This window comes from Nocardia sp. NPDC056564, from assembly GCF_042793755.1.
In the GTDB taxonomy this organism is placed as follows: Bacteria; Actinomycetota; Actinomycetes; order Mycobacteriales; family Mycobacteriaceae; genus Nocardia.
The window spans coordinates 752,062-775,716 of record NZ_JBHTUR010000001.1 but is presented as its reverse complement, the minus strand read 5'-3'; the positions used below and the strand labels follow the sequence as shown (position 1 = coordinate 775,716).

Annotated in this window: 21 protein-coding genes; 15 read left to right on the top strand and 6 right to left on the bottom strand. The window is 65.8% G+C overall.

Going from position 1 to position 23,655, the window contains the following annotated elements; genetic code table 11:
- Positions 1–85: 85 nt before the first annotated feature.
- Entirely contained in the window at positions 86–979 is an 894-nt protein-coding gene (locus ACFQ9K_RS03415) for an aminoglycoside phosphotransferase family protein (protein WP_378718503.1), read from the bottom strand.
- Between ACFQ9K_RS03415 and ACFQ9K_RS03410 the strand changes: the two genes are divergently transcribed.
- Positions 978–1,697 carry a LysR substrate-binding domain-containing protein gene (locus tag ACFQ9K_RS03410; RefSeq protein ID WP_378718505.1) on the top strand — a complete coding sequence of 240 codons (720 nt, stop codon included), beginning with the start codon at positions 978–980 and terminating at the stop codon, positions 1,695–1,697. The two genes, ACFQ9K_RS03415 and ACFQ9K_RS03410, sit on opposite strands and share 2 nt — an antisense overlap.
- Positions 1,698–1,760: 63 nt before the next feature.
- Here the strand turns inward: ACFQ9K_RS03410 and ACFQ9K_RS03405 are convergent, their stop codons facing one another.
- Positions 1,761–2,924, bottom strand: a complete 1,164-nt coding sequence (locus ACFQ9K_RS03405; protein ID WP_378718507.1) for an MFS transporter — start codon at positions 2,922–2,924, stop codon at positions 1,761–1,763.
- A gap of 279 nt (positions 2,925–3,203) precedes the next feature.
- Between ACFQ9K_RS03405 and ACFQ9K_RS03400 the strand changes: the two genes are divergently transcribed.
- Both ACFQ9K_RS03400 and ACFQ9K_RS03395 read left to right on the top strand, forming a co-directional pair.
- Positions 3,204–5,117, top strand: coding sequence for a M61 family metallopeptidase (locus ACFQ9K_RS03400; protein ID WP_378718514.1), 1,914 nt, complete (start codon positions 3,204–3,206; stop codon positions 5,115–5,117).
- A 143-nt stretch (positions 5,118–5,260) separates the two neighbouring features.
- Entirely contained in the window at positions 5,261–5,890 is a 630-nt protein-coding gene (locus tag ACFQ9K_RS03395) for a glyoxalase (protein ID WP_378718508.1), read from the top strand.
- A 9-nt stretch (positions 5,891–5,899) separates the two neighbouring features.
- Here the strand turns inward: ACFQ9K_RS03395 and ACFQ9K_RS03390 are convergent, their stop codons facing one another.
- Complete coding sequence (locus ACFQ9K_RS03390; protein ID WP_378982750.1) at positions 5,900–8,605, bottom strand: ATP-binding protein; 2,706 nt, start codon at positions 8,603–8,605, stop codon at positions 5,900–5,902.
- Positions 8,606–8,751: 146 nt separating this feature from the next.
- On the opposite strand from ACFQ9K_RS03390, the gene ACFQ9K_RS03385 reads away from it, so the two are divergent.
- From ACFQ9K_RS03385 to ACFQ9K_RS03375, 3 genes are read left to right on the top strand one after another with little or no spacing between them, the layout of a single operon-like run.
- On the top strand, positions 8,752–9,108 hold the full coding sequence (locus tag ACFQ9K_RS03385) for a VOC family protein (RefSeq protein ID WP_378718511.1): 357 nt from the start codon (positions 8,752–8,754) through the stop codon (positions 9,106–9,108).
- Between the two features lie 50 nt (positions 9,109–9,158).
- Complete coding sequence (locus ACFQ9K_RS03380; protein ID WP_378982747.1) at positions 9,159–9,614, top strand: iron chaperone; 456 nt, start codon at positions 9,159–9,161, stop codon at positions 9,612–9,614.
- Positions 9,615–9,654: 40 nt separating this feature from the next.
- Positions 9,655–10,089: a YdeI/OmpD-associated family protein gene (locus ACFQ9K_RS03375; protein ID WP_378717571.1), complete on the top strand. Its 435-nt coding sequence runs from the start codon at positions 9,655–9,657 to the stop codon at positions 10,087–10,089.
- Here the strand turns inward: ACFQ9K_RS03375 and ACFQ9K_RS03370 are convergent.
- Positions 10,079–10,999 (bottom strand): NADP-dependent oxidoreductase, encoded by a 921-nt coding sequence (locus ACFQ9K_RS03370; protein ID WP_378717575.1) that lies wholly within the window; start codon positions 10,997–10,999, stop codon positions 10,079–10,081. The genes ACFQ9K_RS03375 and ACFQ9K_RS03370 overlap by 11 nt on opposite strands.
- Before the next feature lie 993 nt (positions 11,000–11,992).
- Between ACFQ9K_RS03370 and ACFQ9K_RS03365 the strand changes: the two genes are divergently transcribed.
- The 5 genes from ACFQ9K_RS03365 to ACFQ9K_RS03345 all read left to right on the top strand — a co-directional run bounded on the left by ACFQ9K_RS03365 (position 11,993) and on the right by ACFQ9K_RS03345 (position 16,189).
- Positions 11,993–13,060: a hypothetical protein gene (locus ACFQ9K_RS03365; protein ID WP_378717570.1), complete on the top strand. Its 1,068-nt coding sequence runs from the start codon at positions 11,993–11,995 to the stop codon at positions 13,058–13,060.
- A gap of 154 nt (positions 13,061–13,214) precedes the next feature.
- Positions 13,215–14,027: an SAM-dependent methyltransferase gene (locus ACFQ9K_RS03360; protein WP_378717568.1), complete on the top strand. Its 813-nt coding sequence runs from the start codon at positions 13,215–13,217 to the stop codon at positions 14,025–14,027.
- A 105-nt stretch (positions 14,028–14,132) separates the two neighbouring features.
- Entirely contained in the window at positions 14,133–14,609 is a 477-nt protein-coding gene (locus ACFQ9K_RS03355; RefSeq protein WP_378717566.1) for a hypothetical protein, read from the top strand.
- Between the two features lie 15 nt (positions 14,610–14,624).
- The gene (locus ACFQ9K_RS03350) at positions 14,625–15,362 is read left to right on the top strand and encodes an ABC transporter ATP-binding protein (RefSeq protein WP_378717564.1); all 738 of its coding nucleotides are present in this window, start codon (positions 14,625–14,627) and stop codon (positions 15,360–15,362) included.
- The gene (locus ACFQ9K_RS03345; protein WP_378717562.1) at positions 15,359–16,189 is read left to right on the top strand and encodes an ABC transporter permease; all 831 of its coding nucleotides are present in this window, start codon (positions 15,359–15,361) and stop codon (positions 16,187–16,189) included. The genes ACFQ9K_RS03350 and ACFQ9K_RS03345 overlap by 4 nt, the downstream gene beginning before the upstream one ends.
- A gap of 28 nt (positions 16,190–16,217) precedes the next feature.
- Here ACFQ9K_RS03345 and ACFQ9K_RS03340 read toward each other — a convergent pair whose 3' ends face one another.
- Positions 16,218–17,531 carry a cytochrome P450 gene (locus tag ACFQ9K_RS03340; protein ID WP_378717561.1) on the bottom strand — a complete coding sequence of 438 codons (1,314 nt, stop codon included), beginning with the start codon at positions 17,529–17,531 and terminating at the stop codon, positions 16,218–16,220.
- A gap of 58 nt (positions 17,532–17,589) precedes the next feature.
- On the bottom strand, positions 17,590–17,721 hold the full coding sequence (locus ACFQ9K_RS03335) for a hypothetical protein (RefSeq protein WP_378717560.1): 132 nt from the start codon (positions 17,719–17,721) through the stop codon (positions 17,590–17,592).
- A gap of 707 nt (positions 17,722–18,428) precedes the next feature.
- Between ACFQ9K_RS03335 and ACFQ9K_RS03330 the strand changes: the two genes are divergently transcribed.
- The 4 genes from ACFQ9K_RS03330 to ACFQ9K_RS03315 all read left to right on the top strand — a co-directional run bounded on the left by ACFQ9K_RS03330 (position 18,429) and on the right by ACFQ9K_RS03315 (position 23,574).
- Positions 18,429–18,656, top strand: coding sequence for a hypothetical protein (locus tag ACFQ9K_RS03330; protein ID WP_378717558.1), 228 nt, complete (start codon positions 18,429–18,431; stop codon positions 18,654–18,656).
- A 495-nt stretch (positions 18,657–19,151) separates the two neighbouring features.
- On the top strand, positions 19,152–19,274 hold the full coding sequence (locus ACFQ9K_RS03325; protein WP_378717556.1) for a hypothetical protein: 123 nt from the start codon (positions 19,152–19,154) through the stop codon (positions 19,272–19,274).
- Between the two features lie 161 nt (positions 19,275–19,435).
- Positions 19,436–20,443, top strand: coding sequence for a replication-relaxation family protein (locus ACFQ9K_RS03320; protein ID WP_378717554.1), 1,008 nt, complete (start codon positions 19,436–19,438; stop codon positions 20,441–20,443).
- A gap of 2,372 nt (positions 20,444–22,815) precedes the next feature.
- Positions 22,816–23,574, top strand: a complete 759-nt coding sequence (locus ACFQ9K_RS03315; RefSeq protein ID WP_378717553.1) for a hypothetical protein — start codon at positions 22,816–22,818, stop codon at positions 23,572–23,574.
- Positions 23,575–23,655 lie beyond the last annotated feature (81 nt).

The window sequence follows — 23,655 nt, the reverse complement described above, 5'->3', positions numbered from 1 at the left end:
TCCCACAACGGCTGTTGCCCCCTGAACTCCGGCACAACGCACGCCACAATCCGCAGCCCCGCACGAAAAGCGTTACGCCACTGAGTCAAACGCCGCGCAGAACACGATCGAGGGCGGCTCGGCCCGCTGGTCCCCAATGCGGCTTGCCGCCGGGGAGGCCTCGATCTCCGTTCTGTCCCATGAGCATCAGGAAGAGGCTCTTCATGGCGGCCAGCCCACGGGCGCGCCGAATCGACGCGTCGTCTGCTTGCGCGTAGCTGTCGAAGAATCGGGCGGCATTGCCCGCGGGCAGCAGCACCCAGGCGGCGGCGAGATCCCACGCCGGATCGCCGGCGAACAGGTCACCGAAATCGATTACGCCGGAGAGTGTTCCGGCCGAAACGACGACGTTCGCGGGATGGAGGTCGCCGTGCACCCACACCGACGGCCCCGCCCACGCGTCGGCCGCGACGGCGGCCGCCCAGACTGCCCGGACGGCCGCCGGGTCGTCCGGAGCGACGGCCAGGAGGAGGTTCTCGAAGCCGTCGGTGCAGTTCTCCGGATGGGCTCCACGGTCTCTGCCGACCGGCGCGTCGGCGGGCGCCTCCAGGTGCAATGCCCGGAGAAAGCTCGCCAGCGCGTCCGCCGCATGCGCACCGCGGGTGATCGTGCCGTGGTCCAGCGGCTCGCCGGGAACCCACGTCACCACCGTCCAGTGCATGGGGAAGCGCTCGGACGGCGCACCGAACCGCACCGGCGTCGGCACGGGCAGCGGCAGGCGCGGGGCCAGCACGGGTAGCCATCGCCGCTCTTTGAGCTGGAGCTCCGGGGTCGGGTCCATGCGCTGCATGCGCACGGCGAACTCGTCTCCGAGGCGCCACATCTGGTTGCCCCAGCCGCCCGCCACCTCGCGAATGGCCAGGCCGGCCAGGTCGGGGTGTTGCTCCCGCAGCAGGTCCCGGACCAGGTCCGCGGTGATCTCGATCCCGTTGGCGGTCATGCGAATTCAGTGTACCGAGGCAGACCGGCTGTCGATCGGCGTCAGCGGCGAATTGCGGGTCTGCCTGGCGAGTTACGCGATGGCGGGTCGCCACTTCACCACGATCGTCCGGGAATTCACCGGCCGGTTTCCCGACTGCCGGCTCACGGTGACCGAGGAGTTTCCCGGCGAGTTCGCTCGCCTGCGCACCGGCGTCTATCACCTGATGTGCCATCGGCAGCCGATCATGGAACCCGATCTGACCATCGGCCCCATCATGAGCCGTGAACCGAGCATTCTGCTGGTGCACGCCGGGCACCGACTCGCCGTGCGCGGATACGCGACGCTCGAGGATCTCGGCGACTACGCGGTCATACCACGGGGCGATATCCCGAAAGCCTTGTACGAGAAGTACTTTCCACTTACCACTCCGGCGGGGCGGCCGATCCGGCGCGGCTCGCCGATCGCGACCACCAGCGACATCCTGCATCGCATCGCGGGAGGCGAAGTGGTCCATCCGACTTCGGCGTCCTTCGTGAACTACTACCACCATCCGGACGTGACTCATGTTCCGCTGCAAGGGAATCCGGCGGTGGAAAGCGCCCTCGTCTGGGTCACCAGTATGGAGAACGCCGCGGTCCGCGCCTTCGCCGAGGTGGCCGCGGAAGTGCTCGCCCGAGCCGAGTCAGCCGACGGCAGATCCGGGGAGATCGGTTCCGCGCGAACCGATCCGGGTTAGACCACGGTCGATGAACGTGCCCGGGTGTGCAGCATCGGCCGAGCCCTTCCGCCGCAACATGCCTCAGTGGTGGCGCGAGCTGGTGAGCAGAGCAACGAATGGCAGGGCCAGGGCGGCCAGGCCGAGCAGGACCGGTCGCGGGCCGGCGAGGTCGATCAGCGCGCCCGTGACGGCCAGGGCGAGCATGCGGGTGGCGGCGGTCGCGGCGGTGCTGGCGGCGATTACCCGGCCCCGCAGCGCATCCGGGGTAATGCGTTGCCGGATCGTCGCGACCACGATGAAGCCGAGCGCGGAGGCGCCGTCGACGATCAGCACCGCCACCGCCAGCCCCAGCGGTGCGTCGAAGAGCGCGAGCGCGCCGACCGCAGCGCCATTGACCGACAGCACCGCTGCCAGCAGCCGTGGCCAGCGGGCGGTGTCGCAACGCCGGGCGAGGACGAAGCTGCTGATGAGGCCGCCGACACCCGAGGCCGAAAGGACGAGTCCGGTCGTGAGCGGGGTGAGGTGCAGTTCCTCGTTGCCGCGGAACAGAAAGGGCAGCAACGCCGCTGCCGCGAGCAGGTTCAGGTAGCACGCGCTCGCCATCAGTACCGTCTGCTTCCGGTCGCGCCGTACCAACCGCAGCCCGGCCAGCACGGACTCGTCGCTACCGGACTCCCCCTGTGCTGGAATACTTTTCGGCAACCGGGCCAACAGTAGTGCCGAAGCCAGGAAACTCGCCGCATTAGCCGTGAACGCCGCCATCGGCCCCAGCGCCTGCAGCAGCCAACCCCCGACGCCCGGACCGGCCAGCGTCGCGGCGGCGTCCGCGCCTTCCACTGAACCGTTGGCGCGCATGAGGTCTCGGTACGCGACCAGGCTCGGCAGGTAGCTGCCCGCCGCCGCGTGGAACACCGCGTCGCCGACGCCGACGATCAGGGCGAGCAGCACCAGCGGAATCAGCCGCGCCCCGCCGAGCAGCACCTCCGCGCCGATCGCGACGTAGACGGCCGCGCGGACGATGTCGGCGGTCACCATCAGGCCCTTACGTTCGCGGCGATCCACCATGCCGCCGACCTGCAGCGCTGCCAGGACCTGCGGCAATTGCGCCACCGCCCCGACAACGCCTGCCGTCACCGCGGACCCGGAAGCGGCAAGGACGGCCAACGGAAGGACGATGTCGGTGACGCGATCGCCGAGGATGCTCAGCGCGCGAGCGGCGAGGAAGTACGGCAACGGGCTTCGCACGGTCGAAGCCTAGAAAGCGTCGGCGGGCGCTGTGCGCCGCGCGACACGCTATGACACAGCCCACACTCACTCCGCGCACACGGCGATACCAACCCTCGTAGCATCGACCGTTAGTTCAGTAACCACGGGACGCTTGCCGACCCGAACCGTTCGAAGTGTCGACGTCGGAGGAGGAGATGAGGCAGGCGACCGCAGCGTAGGCGAAGTTGTATCGGTAGGTCCCATCCTCGGCCGATGAACACCAGCCGCCGGGGGCGGGCATTGCGTGTTACTCGGGGAGTGTCGTTGTCCAAGACTCGTATTTTTGGCGCTATCGGCGTCGTGGTGGTCATCATCCTGGCGGGCTCGCTGTATTTCGGCTTGCGCACCAAGTCCGATGAAACCCGGGCGAATCAGAAAGCCATCTCGGTGGCGGTCGATATGACCAATCTGCCGCAGCGCGTGATTCAGGTGAAACAGAAGATCCCCGTTCAGTCGGGCAACCTGGATTTGCTTTTTCCGCAGTGGCTGCCCGGCAGCCACTCGCCCTCCGGTCCGATCGACAAGATCGGCGGCATCACCTTCACCGGCAACGGGAACAAACTGGAGTGGAAGCGTGATCCGCTGAACGTGTACGCGTTCAAGGTCACTGTGCCCGACGGTGTGGAGTCGGTCGACGCGAGCTTCCAATACCTCACCCCCACCGATTCCAGCCAGGGTCGCGTGGTGATGACGCCGAATATGCTGAATTTGCAGTGGAATGCCGTCGTCCTCTATCCGGCCGGTGTGCCCGCCAGTGAGATTCCGTTCAACCCGAGCGTCACCTACCCGCCGGGATTCGAGGCCGGAACGGCGCTGGAGGTCGCGGGCAAGGACGGCGACACCGTCAATTACAAGTCGGTTCCGTTGGACATCCTCGTCGATTCGCCCGTGTACGCGGGGCGCTATCACAAGGAGTTCGATCTGGCTCCCGGTGCGAAAACCCCTGTGCGACTGCAAGTATTCGCCGACGCACCGGAACAGCTCGCGGCCAAGCCGGAGCACATCGAGCTGCACAAGGCGCTGGTGCAACAGGCAGTGAAACTCTACGGCTCGCAGCACTACGACCACTACGACTTCCTGCTCTCGTTGTCGGATCAGCTCAGTTCCAACGGACTGGAACACCAGCGATCCAGCGAGAACGGCCAGCCCCCGGACTATTTCACCGCGTGGAACCCCGAGGTCGGCAGCGCCGATCTGCTCGGGCACGAGTACACCCATTCCTGGAACGGCAAGTTCCGGCGCCCGGCCGACCTGTGGACGCCCAACTACAACGTCCCGATGCAGGACAGCCTGTTGTGGGTCTACGAGGGACAGACACAGTATTGGGGCAACGTGCTCACCGGCCGCTCCGGCTTGCGCCCCGCGGAAATCTCTCGTGACGCATTGGCATCGGTGGTCGCCGCATACACCGACAACCGGCCCGGACTCGGCTGGCGCACCCTGCAGGACACCACCAACGACCCGATCATCGCGCAGCGGCGGACGAAACCGTATCGGTCGTGGCAGCTCAGCGAGGATTACTACCAGGGCGGGCAATTGGTGTGGCTGGGGGTGGACGCGCGAATCCGCGAATTGTCGGGGAACACGAAGTCACTCGATGATTTCGCGCGCGCGTTCTTCGGCGTCGACGACGGTAAGTGGGAAGCACAGAACACCTACGACTTCGACGATGTCGTCTCGACGCTGAACGGCGTGGTCACCGACGATTGGGCGAAGTACCTGCGCGATCGCCTCGACGGAAAGGAGTCCTTCGCGTCGAGTGTCGAGAAGACCGGGTGGAAGTTGGTCTACGACAACAACCCGGGTGCCCTGCTCACGGCTCAGCTGAAACAGGCCGAGGGCGCCGTCAACTACACCTACTCGATCGGCCTCAACGTGTCCGGTGCGGGCAAGGTCACCGACGTGCGCTGGGACGGACCCGCGTTCAAGGCGAAGGTCGGCACCGGGATGACGGTGGTTTCGGTCAACGACGCCCCCTACTCCCAAGCCACGATGGAGGCCGCGATCGAGGCGGCCAAGACCAACCCGGCACCGATCCGATTGCAGGTGAAGGACTTCGATCAGACGCGGACCGTCGAAGTGAACTATCACGACGGCCTCCGTTTCCCGCACCTGCAACGCATCGACGGCACCCCGGACTACCTCACCCAGATCCTGGCCGCGCGGAACTAGGTCGAGTCTCGGGACGGCGCGGCGGTTTCCGGCCGCCGCGCCGGCTCGGGCAGCGCTGGATGGCACCACCTACCGACGCTCCGTGGCGTGTTCCGTGGTCGGCACGGATGTGACCGGGGCGGGCCGAATCTAGCGTTATCGGCATGGAAAACAACACGAAGACCAGCACCGACATCACCATTCAGCTCGAGGTGGCCGACCCCGCGGCCGCGGCCGCGATCTACGACGCCGCGTTCGGTCTGGGTGACCGGCTCGGGTTCCGGGCCGCACAGACGCCGAGCGCCGGCTTCCGCGGATTCATTCTGTCCCTGGTGGTTTCGCAGCCCTCCACCGTCGACAGCCTGGTTGGCACCGCGGTGGACGCCGGATTCACTGTCCGCAAGCCCGCGAAGAAGAGCCTGTGGGGTTACAGCGCGGTGGTGCAGGCGCCGGAGGGGACGATCTGGAAGATCGCCACCTCGAAGAAGAAGGACGTGGGCCCGTTCACCCGCGAGATCGACGACATGGTGCTGCTGATGGGCGTGACGGACGTGAAGGCCAGCAAGCAGGTGTACGCCGATCGCGGACTGACCGTGTCGAAGAGCTTCGGCGGCAAGTACGCCGAGTTCGAGAATCAGGGCTCGCCGGTCACTTTGGCGCTGTACCCGCGCAAGGCCGCCGCCAAGGAGGCGGGGGTCGACCTGGACGGCAGCGGTTCGCACGGCATCGTGATGGACAGCGGCATCGGCTCGTTCACCGACCCGGACGGCTACCTGTGGGAGGCGACGGCCTGAGTCGGGGGGTCAGATTCCGCCGTCGGCTTCGAGCAGGGCGGCGGCCCGCTCGACGATCGCACCGGCCATCGGGTTGCCGGACACTGTAGTCCGCGCCGCGGCAACGAAGCCGCGGGCATCCGGATGGCCGGCCGAGACGGCGGCTTCGGCGCGCAGGGCGACATACCAGTGCCGCCAGATCCAGAGGGCGCGCTCGTCCAATGCGTCCGGCTCGCTGGCCAATTCGGCCAATGCCCGCTCGGGTTGGCGGCGGTCGAGCAGCACGATGGCATCGAAAACAGCACGGTAGGCGAAACGATGGCCGGACGCGCCGTCCAGGGTGTCCGCGATGGCCAGCCACTCGGCGCGCGCGGCGTCGTCGCCGCGCAGTCCGTGGGCCATCGCGACGGCCGCGGCGGCCGGCGCGAGACTGGGCGCATAGGGCCGGCCGGAGAGCTCCCACGCATCGATGAATCGTCCACTCGCCGTGAGCACTTCATCGATATGGCCGGCCAGCGCGGCCACCACCAGGAGCGCGGAGGTGGCGAAATCGCCACGCTCGGCCAGCAACGGCAGGTCACGCAACTGTTCGGCCCAGCGATGAGAACCCCGAAGATCACCGACGCCGATCCCGATCTCGGCCGCCTCGGACAACGCGTTGACGTGTTCGAGCGCGCTGGCCGGCGTGTGCGGCATGGCGGCCAGCAGGGCGACTCGCCGCTGGGTGGTCTCGGCGGCGGCGAAGATGTCCCCGACCCAGCATTGCGCTGCGGCGAGGGCGTCGAGGGCCGCGCTGCGCGCGAACGGGTCGCCGGTGCGATCGGCCAGGTCCACCGCCCGCCGCGCGCGCGAGATCGCCACCGGGACAGTCGTTTCCGATTCGGGCAGAGTGGCAGCGGCGGTATCGGCAGAGGTGATCGCCGCGGGCGTGTCCGGCCGATCGCCGGGATCGGCGAGCACCCCGCATTCGGCCAGTGCCACCGCGGCCAGCGCCGCAGGGTCCGCACCGGCCAGTTCGCGCGCCGCCGACAGCAACGCCGCGGCCTCGCCCGCCGCGACCGGCTGCGCGAAGGTGTCGGACATGCGGTAGGCGGTGATCGCCGCGGTGGCCAGATCCCGCGCGGCTGACGCGGAATCGCCGGCACTGCTGGCGATTTCGCCGGCGGCGCGATACCGGCGATACATGTCCTCGCCACGCATCCGGCACCCCGCCACCTCAGCGGCGCTCCGTAACGCCGCAGCGGCCGCGGCCGGGTCATCGGTGAGCGCCGCCGCCTCATCATAGCGACGTTGCGACTCACCGATCAGATTGCGGGCAAAAGCCAACCGCGCCAAGGAAATCGCCAGATCGTATGCGTCGGCCCGACGCTCCGGCAGCGCCGCCACCCAGGCCAGTGCCGCGCGCATGTCGTCGGCGACGGCATCGAACGCGCGTTGCCAGTCGCGGGTCGCCGAGGCCGGATCGGTGATCAGTTGGTCGGCGATCGTCGAACACCAATGCAGATGCCGCGCAAGGACTTCGTCGAGTTCACCCGCGGCGGCAAGTGCCTCGCGTTCGTATTGGCGGATGGTCTCCAACGCCCGGTACCGGGTGCCGCGCGGGGAGGGCACCATGGTGAGCAGGCTTTGCTCGGTGAGCCGGGCCAACCCGTCGGCGACCGCAATCGGATCCAGTTCCGCCGACCCCGCCACCGCCATGGCGTCGGCGGCGGTGAACGGCGCGGCGAACACCGCGACCCGCCGCAGCACGCACCGGTCCTCGGCGGTCAGCAGCGCCTGACTCCAATCCAGCATGGCGCGCACGGATCGATGCCGTTCGTCGGCCCGGCGGCCACCGACGAGAAGCCGTAACGGATCCGCGAGGCTCGCGCTGAGCCCGTCGAGACCGAGCGTGGGCAGCCGCGCGGCCGCGAGTTCGATGGCCAGCGCCAGCCCGTCGAGCCGGCCGCAGATCTCGTGCACCCGCGCCGACTGCTCGGCGTCCACGGGCCAGCCCAGCGCCGCGGCCCGATCCAGAAACAACGCCACGGCGTCCTCGCCGAGCGACAGCGGCGGCACCGTGAAGACCTGCTCGAACGGCACCATGAGCCGCGCACGGCTGGTGGCCAGCACCGTCACGTTGGGACACTGCGCGAGCAGGTGTTCGATGAACGGCGCCACCCCGTCGCGCAGATGCTCGCAATTGTCGAGCAGCAAAAGCACCCGCCGCTCCCCCAGTGCGGCCGACACCGACTCGTCGAGACCGCGGCCCTGCTGCTCGCCGAGCCGCAGCGCCCGCGCCACCGCGGCGCCGGCCATTGCCGGATCGGTCACCGGCACCAGGTCGACAAACCATGCGCCGCCGGTGAATTCAGTGGCCAGGTCCGCGGCGACCGCAAGCGCCAGTCGTGTCTTGCCGACGCCGCCGGGCCCAAGCGCGGTCACCTGCCGATGCGCTCGCACGGCGTCGCGCAGCGCGGCACGCTCCCGTTCGCGGCCGACGAACGAGGTCAGCGGCACGGGCAGGGCGGCAGCCTGCGCGCCGCCGTCCTCGATGGGCCCGAACTCCGCCGCCCGCCCGGCCAGCGCCCGCCGGTCGGCGACCCCGACCTTGCGCAGCAGCGCGGAGACATGGGTCTCGACGGTGCGCACGGAAATGAACAGCTGTGCGGCGATCTCGGCATTGCTGCGATGTTGCCCCACCAGGGCGAGCACCTCGGCCTCACGATCCGAGATCCCCAGCTTCGACTTCGACACGCCCACATTCTCACGTACGACCGCGGGGGGCGCGCGGGAGCATCTCCGTGGCGCGCTCCGTGGTCACCACGGATGTCCCGGCGCCCCGCCGGACATACCGTTTTCTCATACCGAACAGCACCGAACACGAAGACTCAGGAGCAGCCATGAGCACCACCGCAGCCAAGGGCATCAAGACCGTGCTGCACCCCGTGTCCGACCTGGCCACGGCCACGGCGGTGTACACCGCCCTACTCGGCGTGCCGCCGCAGATCGAGGGCACCTACTACGTGGGTTTCGAGCTCGACGGCCACCACATCGGCCTCGTCCCCGACGGGGGCCCACAGGCCATCACCACCCCGGTCATCTACTGGGAGGTGTCCGATATCGAGGCCAAGCTGGCCGAGCTGACCGCGGCAGGAGCCACGGTGAAGCAGGCCCTGCGCGATGTCGGCGAGGGCCGCCGGGTCGCCGAGGTCCTCGATCCCGACGGCAACGTCGTCGGTCTGCTCCAAGATCGCTGACGCGTTCGCCCATCGAAACCAACCCGCACAAGCACACGAAGGAAACCGCAATGACCACTCGCACCGCCAAGAACACGCCCTCCGTCGGCTTCTCCGCCGAGGAACGCGCGGCCATGAAGGCCCACGCCCAGGAGCTGGGGACCGCGGCTCGCCGCGGCGCCCGCGCCACCAAGGCCGACGGCACCGCGGACGTCCTGGCCAAGATCGCCGAGATGAACGACTCCGACCGCGCGCTGGCCGAGCGCATTCACGCCATCGTCACCGAGCACGCCCCGCACCTGACCCCCAAGACCTGGTACGGCATGCCCGCCTACGCCAAGGACGGCAAGATCGTCTGCTTCTTCAAATCCGCCGAGAAGTTCAAATCCCGGTACGCCACCCTCGGTTTCGAGGACAAGGCCGCCCTCGACGAGGGGACCCTCTGGCCCACCTCCTTCGCCCTCACCGGCCTCACGCCCGCCGACGAGCAGATGATCGGCGCACTGGTCGCGAAGGCGGCGAACTGATCCCCGCCGGTGCGCCGGCCACCCAGAGAGGAGAACAAGCATGAAGTTCCGGACCCTCGTCGAACCCCCCGAGCCCATGCGCGGCCTGGAGGTTCCACCGGAGGTGGTGGCTGCGCTCGGCGAGGGCGCGCGACCGCCGGTGACGATCACCCTCAACGGGCATTCGTGGAAGAGCCGGGTCGCCCTCATGCGCGGCCGTTATCTGCTCGGCCTCAGCAATGCCAACCGGAAGGCCGCGGGTGTCGCGGTCGGCGACACCGTCGAGGTGGAGCTCGAACTCGACACCGAGCCGCGGGTCATCGTCGAGCCGCCGGACTTCGCCCGCGCCCTGGACGATGATCCCGCCGCTCGCGCCGCGTACGACAGGCTCGCCTACAGCCGTAAGCGCGAGCATGTCCACGCCATCGAAAGCGCGAAGAAGCCCGAGACGCGTCAACGGCGCATCGAGAAGGCCATCGCCACGCTCACAGCGTGATGACGATCTTGCCGTGCACGTGGCGGCCGGCCTGCTGGATCACGGCATCCCGGATCTGCTCGATCGGGAAGGTCGCCGCTACCGGCACGGTGATCGCGCCGGCGCCGATCGCGGCGCAGAGGTGGGCCATGGCATCCGGGCTCGCGTCGAATCCGCCCGTCGCGCGCACGCCGCCGGGCGGGTTGGGACCCGCGGCGACGGTGGAGATCCGCTCGGGCGGTACGCCGAGCGCGAGCGCGGCCTCGGCGGTTTCGGTGCCGAACAGATCGGTCGCCGCGGTCACGCCCAGCGTGCGCACCCGGTCCGCCAATCCGGGACCGTAGGCCACGGGCTCGACGCCGAGCTCGCGCAGGAACTCGAAGGTGCTCGCCGATGCCGTCCCGATCACCGTGGCACCGGCCAGTTTCGCGAGCTGTACGGCGAAGACGCCCACCCCGCCCGCGGCGCCGCCGATCAGCACGGTGTCGCCGGGCCGCACCTCGATCGCCGCCAGCGCGGCGGCGGCGGTCATCCCGGCCACCGGAAGCGTGGCCGCCACCTCGTCGCCGATGCCGTCCGGCGTGTGCCACACCATCTCGGTCGCCGACGGCGGTGTTTCGACCAGCAGGAAATCGGCGACGGCCCTACCCATCGCGCCGCCGTGGACCCGGTCCCCCACCGCGAAACCCGTTGCGCCGGTGCCGACCTCGTCGACGATTCCGGCGAAGTCGTACCCGAAGCCGGCGGGAACGGTGACGCCGAACTGGGCCGCCAGCTCAGGTCGCGCGGCGATCCCCCAGTCCATGGGATTCAGACCGGCGGCCATGACCCGGACCCGGATCGCACCGGGCCCGGCATGCGGTTCCGGAACCTCTCGCACCTCCAGGACCTCGGGACCTCCGAACGTCTCGTAGACGACGGCTCGGCTCATGATTACCTCCAGCAGGGTGATGAGACTTTGTCCCATCACCGTACACCTGCGACGAGACCAAGTCCCGTACTGTCCTTTCCCCGGTGATACCTAGCGTCAGCGCTCGCTACGTGGCCCCATGGGATCGGCCGCCGCCGTGGGCATCTCCGCGCGGCTCGCCAGGGTCATGGCCGAGGGCTGGCACTACGCCCCGACCCGGGGTCATCGCCTTCGCCGCGCTAGCCGGATGACCGCCCCGGCTGCGCGGAGTCCGAATAGCCGACCGCATGAAATATCAAGGGGCACAAGCCAAGACACCACGTCAACCGTGTTCGCATGGAAGGCGTCCCGCCGCATGGGCTGGTAATCGCTTGCCGCTACACCGTAATCGCCTGGCTGCCAAGCACTCTCAGCAAGCAGGGCATGGGCACCCGTGCTCACCCGGTTGCACGGGCATGACGCTGCCGCTGGCCGCCCGACGCGCTACGACCAGCGCTGCGCCGATCGTCGCCGCGATCCCACTCTCGCTTCCCGGCTTCGCCAGCGTGGCGCGCACGCTGCCCCGGGTCGGGCGCGTGCCTGTCGCGTGCTCGCGCTGACCTTCCGGAACCAACGCGCCACCGGTCCCAGCGAAACCACCACCCTGGCCGGCCTGGCCCAGTCCATCCGGATACCTCGTGACGGCACCCGGGCCGCCCCTGCTCGACATCCTGCATGACGCCACCGAAAGTTGGACGGGCGCTCTAGTACTGCCCACCGCATTGAGCGTGCCGATGGCCGCTGCCGAGCATGGCGCCGGACGTGATCGGCACGTCCTTACCGAGCAGTAACGCCGATTCGGCCGCCGGAGCGACTGCGGCCGAGGAGGATTCGGCACTCAGCCAGCTCGGTTCAGTACGGGTAGTTCTGTGCACCCGGACTGGCAAACCTGCGCAGAGCGCCGGGAACGCCACGTTCCGGTGACGGTCGATGTGCGAGACTGACGCTGTGCAGCCTCAGCGCAGGATTCACTTCGTGGGCAGCTTGCCCCCGGAGTTGGACAGTCCGGAAAAGGCAATGGCATTCGCCGTCGACAACGCGGGCGAATTCCTGGACGGCCTGGTACCGGGCGGCGAAGCGGAGCCCTATCGCGCCCAGTGGTACGTCAGACCCATCATCGACCGGCTCGGCACGATTCCGGCGCTGGCGCCCGTGCGCAGCGGTGACTGGTCGACGCTGCGGTCCCGCGACACGTTTCGGCTCCGGCCGGGCCGGTCGCTGGCCGAGGCCGATGTCGATGCCGCGCTCGGCTATGCGGCGGAGGCCGCGCGGACCATGGACGCGCTGGCCGACGTGCGCCGCACCGATCCCGGACTTCGCCTGCAAGTAGGCATTCCGACGCCGTTCGTCATCGGATTCATCGCCTTCGAGGCGCGGATGCTGGTGCGACATCGGCGCTCGACCGGCCACGGCGACCGCGGCTTCCCCTACTACCGCCCGCTACTCGACGCCACGGTCCGGGAGATCGTCCGCATCCATGAAGCGTTGCGGGACAAGGTCGTATTCCAACTCGAACTGCCGGCGGAGACGCTCATCTGCACGGGGACACCCGCCGGCCTGCGGCAGGGTCCGGCCACCGCGGCGGGTCGAGCGATCGCACGCCTCGTCGCGCGCGCACCTCATGATTCCCGCTTCGGTATACACCTGTGTTACGGGAGCCTCGAGGGCAAGCCGGTCGTATCGCCGCGGTCGGCGGCGCCGGTCGTCGCGCTGGCCAACGCGATCGCGCGATACTGGCCCGCGGGAAGGCATCTCGATTTCGTGCACCTCCCCATCGGCGACGGTAAGCAGGCGCCGGTCCGGCCGCGGTACTACGCGCCGTTGGCGCGCCTCGAACTGCCTGCCCCGACGCGGGTCGTCGCCGGGCTCGCCCATCCGGCGCAGCCGCTCGCGCAAGCACGGCGGGCGCTGGCGGCGGCGGAGTCGGCCTACGGCGGCCGGTTGGATGTCGCGTCCCCCTGCGGCCTCGGCCGCTATGCGACCGTCGACCGGGCGCGCTCCGCGGTAGCACACGCAGTCGCCCTGGCGGAAACAGAGGCGTAAAACATTGTGTCGGAACATCGTTCGGCGAAGGTCCGAACCGAGGGGCCGGTTCGGACCAGCAGAGCAGCGCGTCAGTCGGGCAATCGACCACATCCGAGCAGCAGATCCGCGAAGGAGTACCCACCCACGGTAGCGATCGGCTACGGTTACACCTGTGGTCGAAGGAACCGAAGGGGCGGTGTCGGCAAACGACCGAACACCGAAACCGTTCAAAGCCGATCAGGCTAATTCTGCCCGGGTGTACGACTACCTGTTAGGCGGAAAGGACAATCGCGACACCGACCGGGACATTGCCGACCAAATGCTCTCCGAGGCACCCGAAGTCAAGACCGTGGCCTGGTTCGCCCGGAGCTTCGCGCTCAAAGCGGTCCAGATGGCCGCGGACGCGGGCATCCGTCAGTTCATCGATCTCGGCTCGGGCATCCCGAACTCGCCCAACGTGCACGAGGCGGCCTGGGAGATCGCCCCGACCGCGCGGGTGGTGTACGTGGACTACGACCCGGTGGTGCACGTCCATTGCGAGGCGCTGCTGGCCGACCCCCGTGGTGTCACAGCACTACTCGGCGACATCCGTCATCCGCACGACATCATCGATCAGCTGAAGACCAAATCCCTGATCGACTTCAGCGAGCCCGTGGCGATCCTGCTCATCGGCGTGCTGCATTACGTCATGGACGTCGAGGATCCCGCCGCGATCCTCGCCACCTTCCGCGATCAGATGGCACCGGGCAGCTACCTGGCAATCACCCACGGCTCCCTCGACTCCTCCCCGGAGATACTCCAGGTACTGGAGGGCACCAAGAACACTTCGGCCCAAGTCGAATTCCGATCCGCGAAACAAACAGAGGCATTCCTCGCCGGGTTCGAGTTGTTCGAACCCGGCGTGGTGCCGGTACAGCAGTGGCTCCGTCCCGACCTGCCGCGGACTCGAATGGTGATGGACGGCGCAATCGGCCGCAAACCCTGAGAAAACGGCCGAAACAGGAGTAATCTCGTACACGCGAATATTCTTGGCCGCCTGAACATTCGATGATGCGTCAGGCATTTTCTCAGTCAAATCAGAGGATGAAAGATGAAGACCCTCAAAATTGTCGCCGGTATCGTGCCGGCGATCGTAGCGGTCGCCGTCACCGGCACTTCGGTTGCCAATGCCCCTGACGCCGCCGCAGCTCCCGGCGAGTTCCTCATCACCAAAGAGGTGCCCACCCTGGACGATCTCGATGCCCAGGTCGCGTTCCTGATCGAACAGCCCGCCTCCGACGAGGCCAAGGCCGCCAACATGGAAGGCGGCATGCGGGCGGTCGTGGTGGCACGCACCCTCTACAACTCCGGCCTGTTCCGCGCCCCGATCGGGTCGAACGACATCACCGGTCCCGAAACCCACAACGGCGACGTGCACACCGCGATGCTGCGCAGCAAATCGGCGGGACGACCGGATCTGGTCGCGCGCGTGGTCTGGAAGCGGATCGACGGTGTCTGGAAGCTGTCCAACAGCTCCGTGTGCGAGGGCATCAAGGCCGTCGGACTGGCGATCGCCTGCGACTTCTGACCGGCTGCGGGCGCCGTGATCGAGATCCGTGACCTCACGCTGAGCTATCCGGGCGTGACGGTGCTCGAGGTCCCCGAACTGACCGTCGCGGACGGGGCACTCACCTACCTGATCGGTCTCAACGGCACCGGCAAGACCACCCTGCTGCGGTGCATCTGCGGCATCATCGCGCCCGCCCTCGGCACCGTCCGGGTCGACGGCACCCTCGTCCGGGCCCACCACACCACACCGGCGACGCTCGGCATGCACCTCAACTACCGTGCCTTCGACCCACGCCATACCGCGCGCAGGCACCTCCGCTGGATCGCCCGCGCCCGTGGGGTTCCCAGCGGCCGGGTCGGCGACGTCCTCGACATCGTCGACCTCGCCTCGGTCGCCGATCGCCGGCTCGGGCACTATTCGCTCGGCATGCTCCAGCGGGTCGGCATCGCCGCCGCGTTGCTCTCCGAGCCGCGAACCCTGCTGCTCGACGAACCGCTCAACGGCCTCGACATCGCGGGTATCCGCTGGATCCGCGAGTTGCTGCGCGACCTCGCCGATGCCGGAACCTGTGTCCTGGTCGCCTCCCACCTGCTCGACGAGGTCGAACGCAACGCCGACCAGATCGTGATCCTCGGCAACCAGCGCATTCTGACCGACCAGCCGTTCACCGACCTCATGAACACGCTCGGTCCCGGCGAGACCAGCCTCGAAGACGCCTACCTGCGCATCGCCGGCCTGCCCACCCAGCGCGCGTTCGGCATGGCCCCGTGAACGGCCCCGGCCCGGCCACCCTGATCCGCCGCGGCATCGCCGCCGAATGGACCCGCACCACTGGACGCAGCTTCCTGTGGACCGCTGCGGTACCCCTGACCTTCCTGCTCCCGCTGATCGTCACCTTCGGCATCGCCGCCGTCGCGGAACGACTCGCCAGTGTCCCCGGACAGAGTTACGTGGCCGCGGTCTCCACCACGAATTCCGTGTACTGGGTGATCACCCTGTCCGTGTCGGTCATGATGGTCACCGCCGCCTACGCCCACGCGACCCAATGGCGCGGTCAGACAAGCGATCTCAATGGCTTCCTGTTTCCCCGATCCTGGACGGCCGCGCTGGCCCGCTGGATCTACTACGGCGCCATCGCGGCGATCTCGACCGCTGTTCTGCTGGTCGTCGTCATGGTCACGCTGCCACTCCAGTTTCCCCAGATCTACGGGGACGTGGACATCACCGACTCCGCCGGTATCCGGTTCCTCTGGACCGTCCCGATCTACGCGTTCGCCGCGTGTGGGGCGGGCGTCGCGGTCGGGTCATTGATCCGCACCCCGTCCGCCGCGGTCGCCGTCCTGCTGTTCTGGGTCTACGTGGCGGAGAACTCCCTCAATCTGCTCCCCCACGGGTTCACCCTGCAGGCCTACGCGCCGTTCCTCAACGCCGTCGCCGCAACCGGCCAGCAAGTCGCCTTCCTGCCTCGCTTCGGCCGCAACGGATCGCTGCTCTACTTCATCGCGGTCGCCGCGGCGCTCTTCGTCGCCACGGCCGTCGTGCCCATCCTCGTTCGCCGGATGTCCGGGCGGCGCGGAACGACGCTCACCAAATCCTGAGCCGAGTTTCGCCGGGCGTGGCTAGTGGTTATTCGGCGACCGCACGAACCTCGAGCGGAAGTCGCCTCGGCCCGGGAATGGGTCCCATGGCCTGCTGGATCTTCTCGGTCGTGACCGGATGGAACTCCCACTTGGACACCAGACTGTGCACGGTCGTCTGCAGCAGCACCCACGCCACATTGTTGCCGATACACATCTGGCTGCCCATGCTGAACGGAACGAAGTTCCTGCATTTCGCCCCGGAGTCCGCGGTCGGCCACCGATCGGGGTCGAAGGTGTCCGGGTCGGCGAAGATATTCGGATTGCGATGAATAGCGGCAATGCTGTAGCCGATATCGATCCCCGCGGGGAAGGTGAAACCGCCGAGCTCGACCGTGGTGACCGTGCGCCGGGTCTGCAGTATCGGCGAATGCAGGCGGGTGACCTCGTTCAGGAACCGGTTCAGGTAGTCGAGTTTGTCGAGGCTCCGCGGACTGAAATCGTCGACGGTGGACAGCTCTTTCCGCAGTTGCGCGGCCACCTCCGGGCGCTGCGCCAGCTCGTACAGAACCCAGGTCAGCATGGCGGTCGAGGCGTCGATCCCGCCGAACAGGATGGTCACGGCCTGCTCTGCCAGGAACTTGTCACTACGGGGTTCGTCACCGAACGAATTCAGCAGGAGATCGATCAGGTCGTTCCTGCGCTCACCGCCGGCTCGGCGCGCGACGAGCAGCTGCTGGCAGTATTCCCGCAGTCGCGTGCCTGCCGGCACGAAGTTGCGGTTCACCGCCAACGGCAGTTTCGCCGCTCGCTTCGGCAGCACACTGCCCACGATGGCACCGGCCGCGATGTCCTCGATCAGGCTGGAGATGAGCTGCACTTCGTCGTCGCCGGGCTCGTGGGAGAACATGGATCCGAGCAGGTTGGCGATCACGAACCCCAGCAGTTCGGATCGGACCTCGACAATGCGGCCCGGCTGCCATGAACTCGCCAGCACATCCGCATTACGCTTTATCGTGTGCGCGTAGTTCTCCAGCATTGTCCGATGGAATGCCGGTTGCAGCAGACGACGAAGATCCCGGTGTTGCTGACCATCCGCGACGATGAACGAATCACCGAATATGAGGCGAATGCGTTCGAAGAGAAGTCCCCGCTCGTAGCCGTCGGAGTCCTCCAGTAATACTTTGTGGAGCAGTTCGAAGTCGGTGATGACATAGACAACGCGGCTGCCGATATCAACACGTACTATTTTCCCGACATCGACCAGATCGACCATGAACTGGACCGGATCCTGCCGCAATCGCCAACCGTGTCCGAGAATCGGCAAACGTCCGGGCGCGCGCGGTACGTCACGGAGATCCACTGCCGGTTGCCTTTCGGTCGGCCGATTCGAGGCCGGAGACTTTTGCGCAGACCGTATTTCAGACAAGGGCGATCCCGTTCCTTCCGTGCTGTCCGTCGGCGAGGTCGCTGAACAACCGGGCCACGCTGTCGGCGGTACGACACCGGATGCCCTGGCTACGCGAAGCGGTCCATACGACTAGATCAGTCATAGCCAACTCCTGGATCAGCGGTCGAACAGCAATCTCCACACAACTTTCGACAAACCCGCCTCGGTCTTCAGACTTCCGCGATCGACCACACAGGGGTTCCTATGTGAAGACGTGTCAACCATGCTGGATCGCTGAGGCCTGTTGCCCATCAACACGTTACATTAGCCGGGATCATGACCCCGAGCCGGTTGTTTGCCGAACCGCCCACGGCCGGAGCGTCATTCATCATTTCCGGTTGGTAATTAGTCGCTGTTGGGTAGCTGGTGAAGGTTTCCGCGCGACTTACATATAGCGTCCAGTTCTCTCGCGACGCAGACTCGATCATCGCCGCCGGACACGACCTAGGCCAGGATGGAATCTTCCGTCCACTTAGCCTCGAGAGCGCCGATGTAGCCGGGGAGTTACCCGATGCGTTCACGGGTGGACGAGGGTTTCGGTGTCGTCACCGTCGGCGTTTTGCGCACGTTCATGCCGACTCGTCCCCTACGGAGCTTCGGTGCCGAACGCGACGGAACAGCGTTGTGCTGCTTCGGTTTCCGCTACCTCGAGCACGCCGGACGTCCTGGGCGTCCCGAGACGGGAGCGCGCATCCGCGCATCGCTACCCGAAATCAACCGACCTTGACTGGTCGCATGGCCAGGTTCTGCCTGCCCGGCAGGTCGACTGGCGATCGGCCGGCAGAGACCCTCTCGGGCAGACTTCCCCGCATGAGCACCGACGGCATAGACGTGGCATCCGTACTCGACAACCTGTGCGTCGAACTGGGCTTCTGCCTACCACCGGACGAACAGAGCAGGTTGTGCGCATCGCCACCCCCGGACGTAGAAGCGTTCACCGATGCCGTCTTCAGCGCCGAGGGGATGAACCCGAATCAGAACAAGCACCTTCGTGAGTCGGTCCGCCAGAGGGTGATTCGCGCGTTCCAGCAAAAGTAAGGCTCATGACGCATCACGCATAGAAGAGGGTTCTCGCCGCCTAAGGCACCCACGATGGCACACTCCATCAGAATTGAGCGACGCCCGAGAAGATCACCACACCGGGCCCGCTTCCGCCAATAGGTCTCAGAACCGGTTGGCACACAACAACTTCGATCCCGCTAACCGGACCGTCCAGCAACCGTCACCCGCATTGACTGCCGACCTGGAACCACATCGCCTACGACTCGCCTCGAGCTAGCCAAGCCAGGGATCCGACACCTCGCCCGAACCCACACGGAGAGGAGGGCCCGAGGACATCTTCATAGACGGCTACCACGGCTGGAATCCCGCAGACCCGGCTCTAAGAAAGCAAACCCCGGGGGGAGTCCAGAGCGCCGCGTCCGGACAGGTGACCATGGACGGGGTCCGGGGGCGAAGCCCGCCGGGTGGGGCTTGGGGGCCGCGCCCCCAAAAAGACACGCGAAACGAGAAAGGCCCATGCTCTCCACGAGCATGAGCCTTCTACGAGTGGAGCTGACGGACCAGCATACGAACCGGGCGATGCTGGTCGACGGGCCGGACATCGTGACCAGGGCGGTCGACGCGCGGCGAACGGTCCGCGGTGATGCCCAATGAACGGCCATGGAGACAACCCGGTCGCGGATGGGGCGGCGTTTGGTGGCGCGGATGGGGCGGCGGATGCTCGGCGTCCTATAGCCGCCACCCCAAACGCCGAACACGCCAAAGGCAAACGGGCCGGTCGGGCGCACATCCGAGGTGCGGGGGCGAAATCCAGAATGAATATCAATACTCATACATATTCACCCGTAGGGCCGCGCAGCGCACGCAGCGTCCACCGGGGCGGACACCCCGATGTCGGTCCATGGTTCCGCCTCCTCGACCGCGACCGACGACTTCTCTCCCTCCTTGCCGAACACAAGGTCCTCACCACCGACCAGATCGCCTCACTCGAATTCGCCTCCGTCCGCCGAGCACAGGACCGCCTGCGCAAACTCCGCGAGATGGGCATGCTCTTCGCCTTCCGCGAATCCCTCTTCGGCGGTGGCACCAGCCAAACCCGCCATGCTCTCGGATATCTCGGCGCACGCCTGATCGCCGCTCAACACGCCGAGAAACCACCAGCCCCTGGCGCGCACGCCCTGATGCTTGAGCGCCTGGCCTTCTCACGGATCCTCGAACATCGTCTGGGCGTAAACGACTTCTTCTGCGCTTTGGCTGCCCACCGCAACCCCACGCGCCAGCACGACACCCCGCCGCCGGAACAAGCCGAGGGATTGACACGGTGGTGGTCGGAGCGGCAGTGCAGTGACTTCTTCCAGCTCGACAAATACTCCGGAGAGCGAGTCCGGCTGTGCCCGGACGGGTACGGCTGCTGGCAACAGCAGGACTGCATCGTGCGGTTCTTCCTCGAATTCGACACCGGCACAGAACCGTTGACCACGATCACCCGCAAACTCCACGCCTACTACAACTTCCCGACCGATGACTTCGGCATTCTGCTGTTCTCCCTGCATTCGTCCCGCCGCGAAGCCGCGGTTCGGGTCGTGCTGTACCGGGCACTGCGCGGCTACGAGCCAGGCCTTGTGATCGCTACCACCGCCCGCGACCACACATCCGGACGGCCCTGCAGGCCCGGTCTGGGCGATACTCACGCCCCTGCTCGGCAGCGCCGTATCCGAGCGATGCCGACTAGCAGACCTGCCTGGACGCGGACCTCGCATCACTCACTAAACTGGCACCGCCCAGCCTTGAAGCGAAGCCGCCTTCGGCCCCCACGACCCTAATATCACCCGGATCCTCACACTGGACCACAACCGGCGAACCGCACGAGCTACAGCCAGCCCTATCGGCTCTGGCAAGGAGTCCGAGGACCCGACGCTCACTGACGATGATGGGATCGAGACCCCGCTAGCTGATAGCGACTGACATCGATCAGCTCGGCTAACCAGCAACCCCTTTCGGTAATACGACCCATCAGGTCCGCCTCACGACCAGCGATCAAAGGGCGGCGCGAAAGTGCTCTGAAAGCTGTCAGACCTATCACTTAGCATCAACGCCCAACATGCTTCGCGGACACCGCAAAGAAGTTGGAGCGCACACTCAAATGGCCCGAAAGACAACGGAAGCTGAGGCCGTGGCTGACATGAGGGCTGTCGGCCTTGAGCCCGTGGAACGGTACCCAGGTCGAACAATCGACTCGTGGCTCTCTTGCTGCTTGACCTGCAAACGGAAGATCACGCGAAGCCTCCATAGCATCCGGCGGAGCAAGGTCGGATGTCCGCCGTGTGCTCGTGCTACCAGGATCGACACTAGCCGGATCCCAAGCGCGGAGGCCGTCGCCAATATGATCAACGCTGGGTTGAAACCGTTGGTGCCGTACCCCGGGGTGAACCAGCCTTGGCCCAGTTTGTGCCTGACCTGTAACAAAGAGGTCAGCCCAACATTGAGCAGGATTCGCAGCAGCAACGGAGGCTGCCGCTACTGCCGTGTTGCTTCACGCACCATGGCCAGGCAGCTTCCTGAAGCGGAAGCCGTCACCAGCATGGTTCAAGCTGGACTCGACCCCCTGGAACCCTATCCCGGTAGAGTCGGCGACTTGTGGCGATGCCGATGTATGAAGTGCGGCAACGTCGTTACGCCACGTCTCAACACCATCCGCAACGGAGGGGGCGGATGCTGGAATTGCGGACAGAAGGCTCGCACTGACGCTCGACGCATACCGGAGGCAGAAGCAATATCCAATATGGTCGCTGCCGGGCTAAGGCCATTGGAGCCTTACCCTGGCAGCATGAATCCTTGGCGGTGCGAGTGCTTCACTTGCGGCGCAGTGGTCACCCCGCTGCTCAACACTATTCGCCAAGGCAGCGGATGCATTCAATGCGGCCACGCAAAAAGTGGCAATTCCCGAAGAACCCCCGAGGCTGACGCTATAGCAGAAATGCTAGCGGCAGGGATCAGACCGCTGGAGTCATACCCCGGCCTGATACACAAGCCATGGAAATGCGAGTGCATATCATGCAATAACGAGATTGTTACAGACTTGAAAAGGGTTCGCAACGGAACCGGGTGCCGACATTGTGGTCGCAAGGCTAGCGCTATAACTCGGAGAATTCCCAACGAAAAAGCGGTGTCGATAATGAGAGCGGCAGGCTTGGAACCGTTAACCCCTTACCCTGGAGGACATATACCTTGGAGGTCTAGATGCCTTTCCTGCAACAAGGAGAGCCTTCCACTTTTTAGCAACGTCCAGAGGGGTACTGGCTGCTCACACTGCGCCGGAAATACTCCACTAGACCCAAATGAGGCCGTCGAAACGATGCGGGTAGCCAACCTGGAGCCACTGACACCTTACCCAGGACTAATGGAGCCGTGGCACTGCCGCTGCAGTACATGCGGTAACGAGGTAAGTCCAAGCCTGAACAACGTCCGACGCCGAGGCGGGGGGTGCGGACACTGCGCTAAGAATATTCCGCTCGATCCAGAACTAGCAGCCCAAGAAATGCGCAAATCGAAATTGGAGCCGATTGAACGGTATCGCGGCTGCGACGAACCATGGAGATGTATATGTACCGCATGCGGCAACGAAGTTAGACCGACCCTGAGCAACGTGCGCCGATGGGGCCGGGGCTGCAAATTCTGTAACGAAGTTGGATTTGACTACACCGCTCCTGCGGTAATATATCTTGTAACTCACGCCAGTTTAGGTGCCCACAAAGTTGGAATTGCCGGAATTGGCATTCAAACCGATCGAATAAATGTGCATCGCCAGTACGGATGGAAACTATTCGATACACTTCGGTTTCAAAAAGGAATCGATGCCCATTGCGTAGAACAGGAAGTTATTCGGCGATTGCGCAAAGAATACAAACTTCCACAGTACTTATCGCGCGAGGACATGCCACAGCGAGGCGAAACGGAGACCGTCGACGCCGATGAGATCTCCTTGCCGAAGCTGTGGAGCATGGTGCGCGCGGAAGCGTCCAAGTTGTGGTCAGGAGGCGGTCGATCTTAAGCCAGACGCTAACAAAGCCAGGGCAGTAAAACGGTGAGACTGGTTGCGACACAAGGTTATCTACCCGAGCGAAGGTAGCGCGTAGCCTGCCACCCACGGCTAAATGACTCGACTTGAATGGGAAGTAGCAAGGAGGATGCGCGCATGACAGAGCAGCAGCACGACCTGATATTCACAGGTCTACTCCACCCGCAGGCCGGAAACTGGCATCTGGATCGCTCTATCCAGATGGCTCAAGGCGATCGTCGGATAGAGGTGTTCTTCGTCAACTCGGCGTTCAACGTGCGGGTGACCTTCCGTGATGATTACCAACTTGGGCACAACGGCGAGGAGGATGCCGCTTGGTTAAACCCGATCTGGTACGAAACCGAGGCAGCGGTTCAGTCGGTAGTTGATTCGCTGGGATTCGTCTTGGCCGCATCTCTCGAACTTGAGATGACAGCAGGACGCGCGGACTCCAGTGCGCTAGTCGGTGGGCTTACCTCGATGCCGGCGTTCGCCCGCGTTGAGGGAGATCGAGTAGAGCCCGAACTGCTCGGCATGTACCTAGCGGTCGCGAGCAAGAGCGCCAACGTGCGCCATGCGCTTGCTGACATGCGAATGGCTCTTCGGCTAACGATCGATACCGCTTTCTACTGCTTTCGTGCGATTGAATGCCTGCGGCACGAATTCGTTCTCGCCGAAGATGGTGGCAAGATATCGCGATCATGGGAACGCATGAATACCGCACTCGGCATCTCTAGGACCGAAATGGAGCCCTTGACGCGACTTGCGACGGCGCGACGACACGGTGAAGCTTTGCCACTTTCTCACGATGATCGGGTGCACTGGCTCCGATGGACACGCGGGGTCGTTGCGCGCTACATCGAGGAATACTACCCACACCAACAATCGCCCTCGTAGTGACATTTCATATTTCCACGTCGGGCGTTGGAAGGCGATTAGGACTATAGATTACCGTGAGTTCGGTGCGATTTCTTCCGC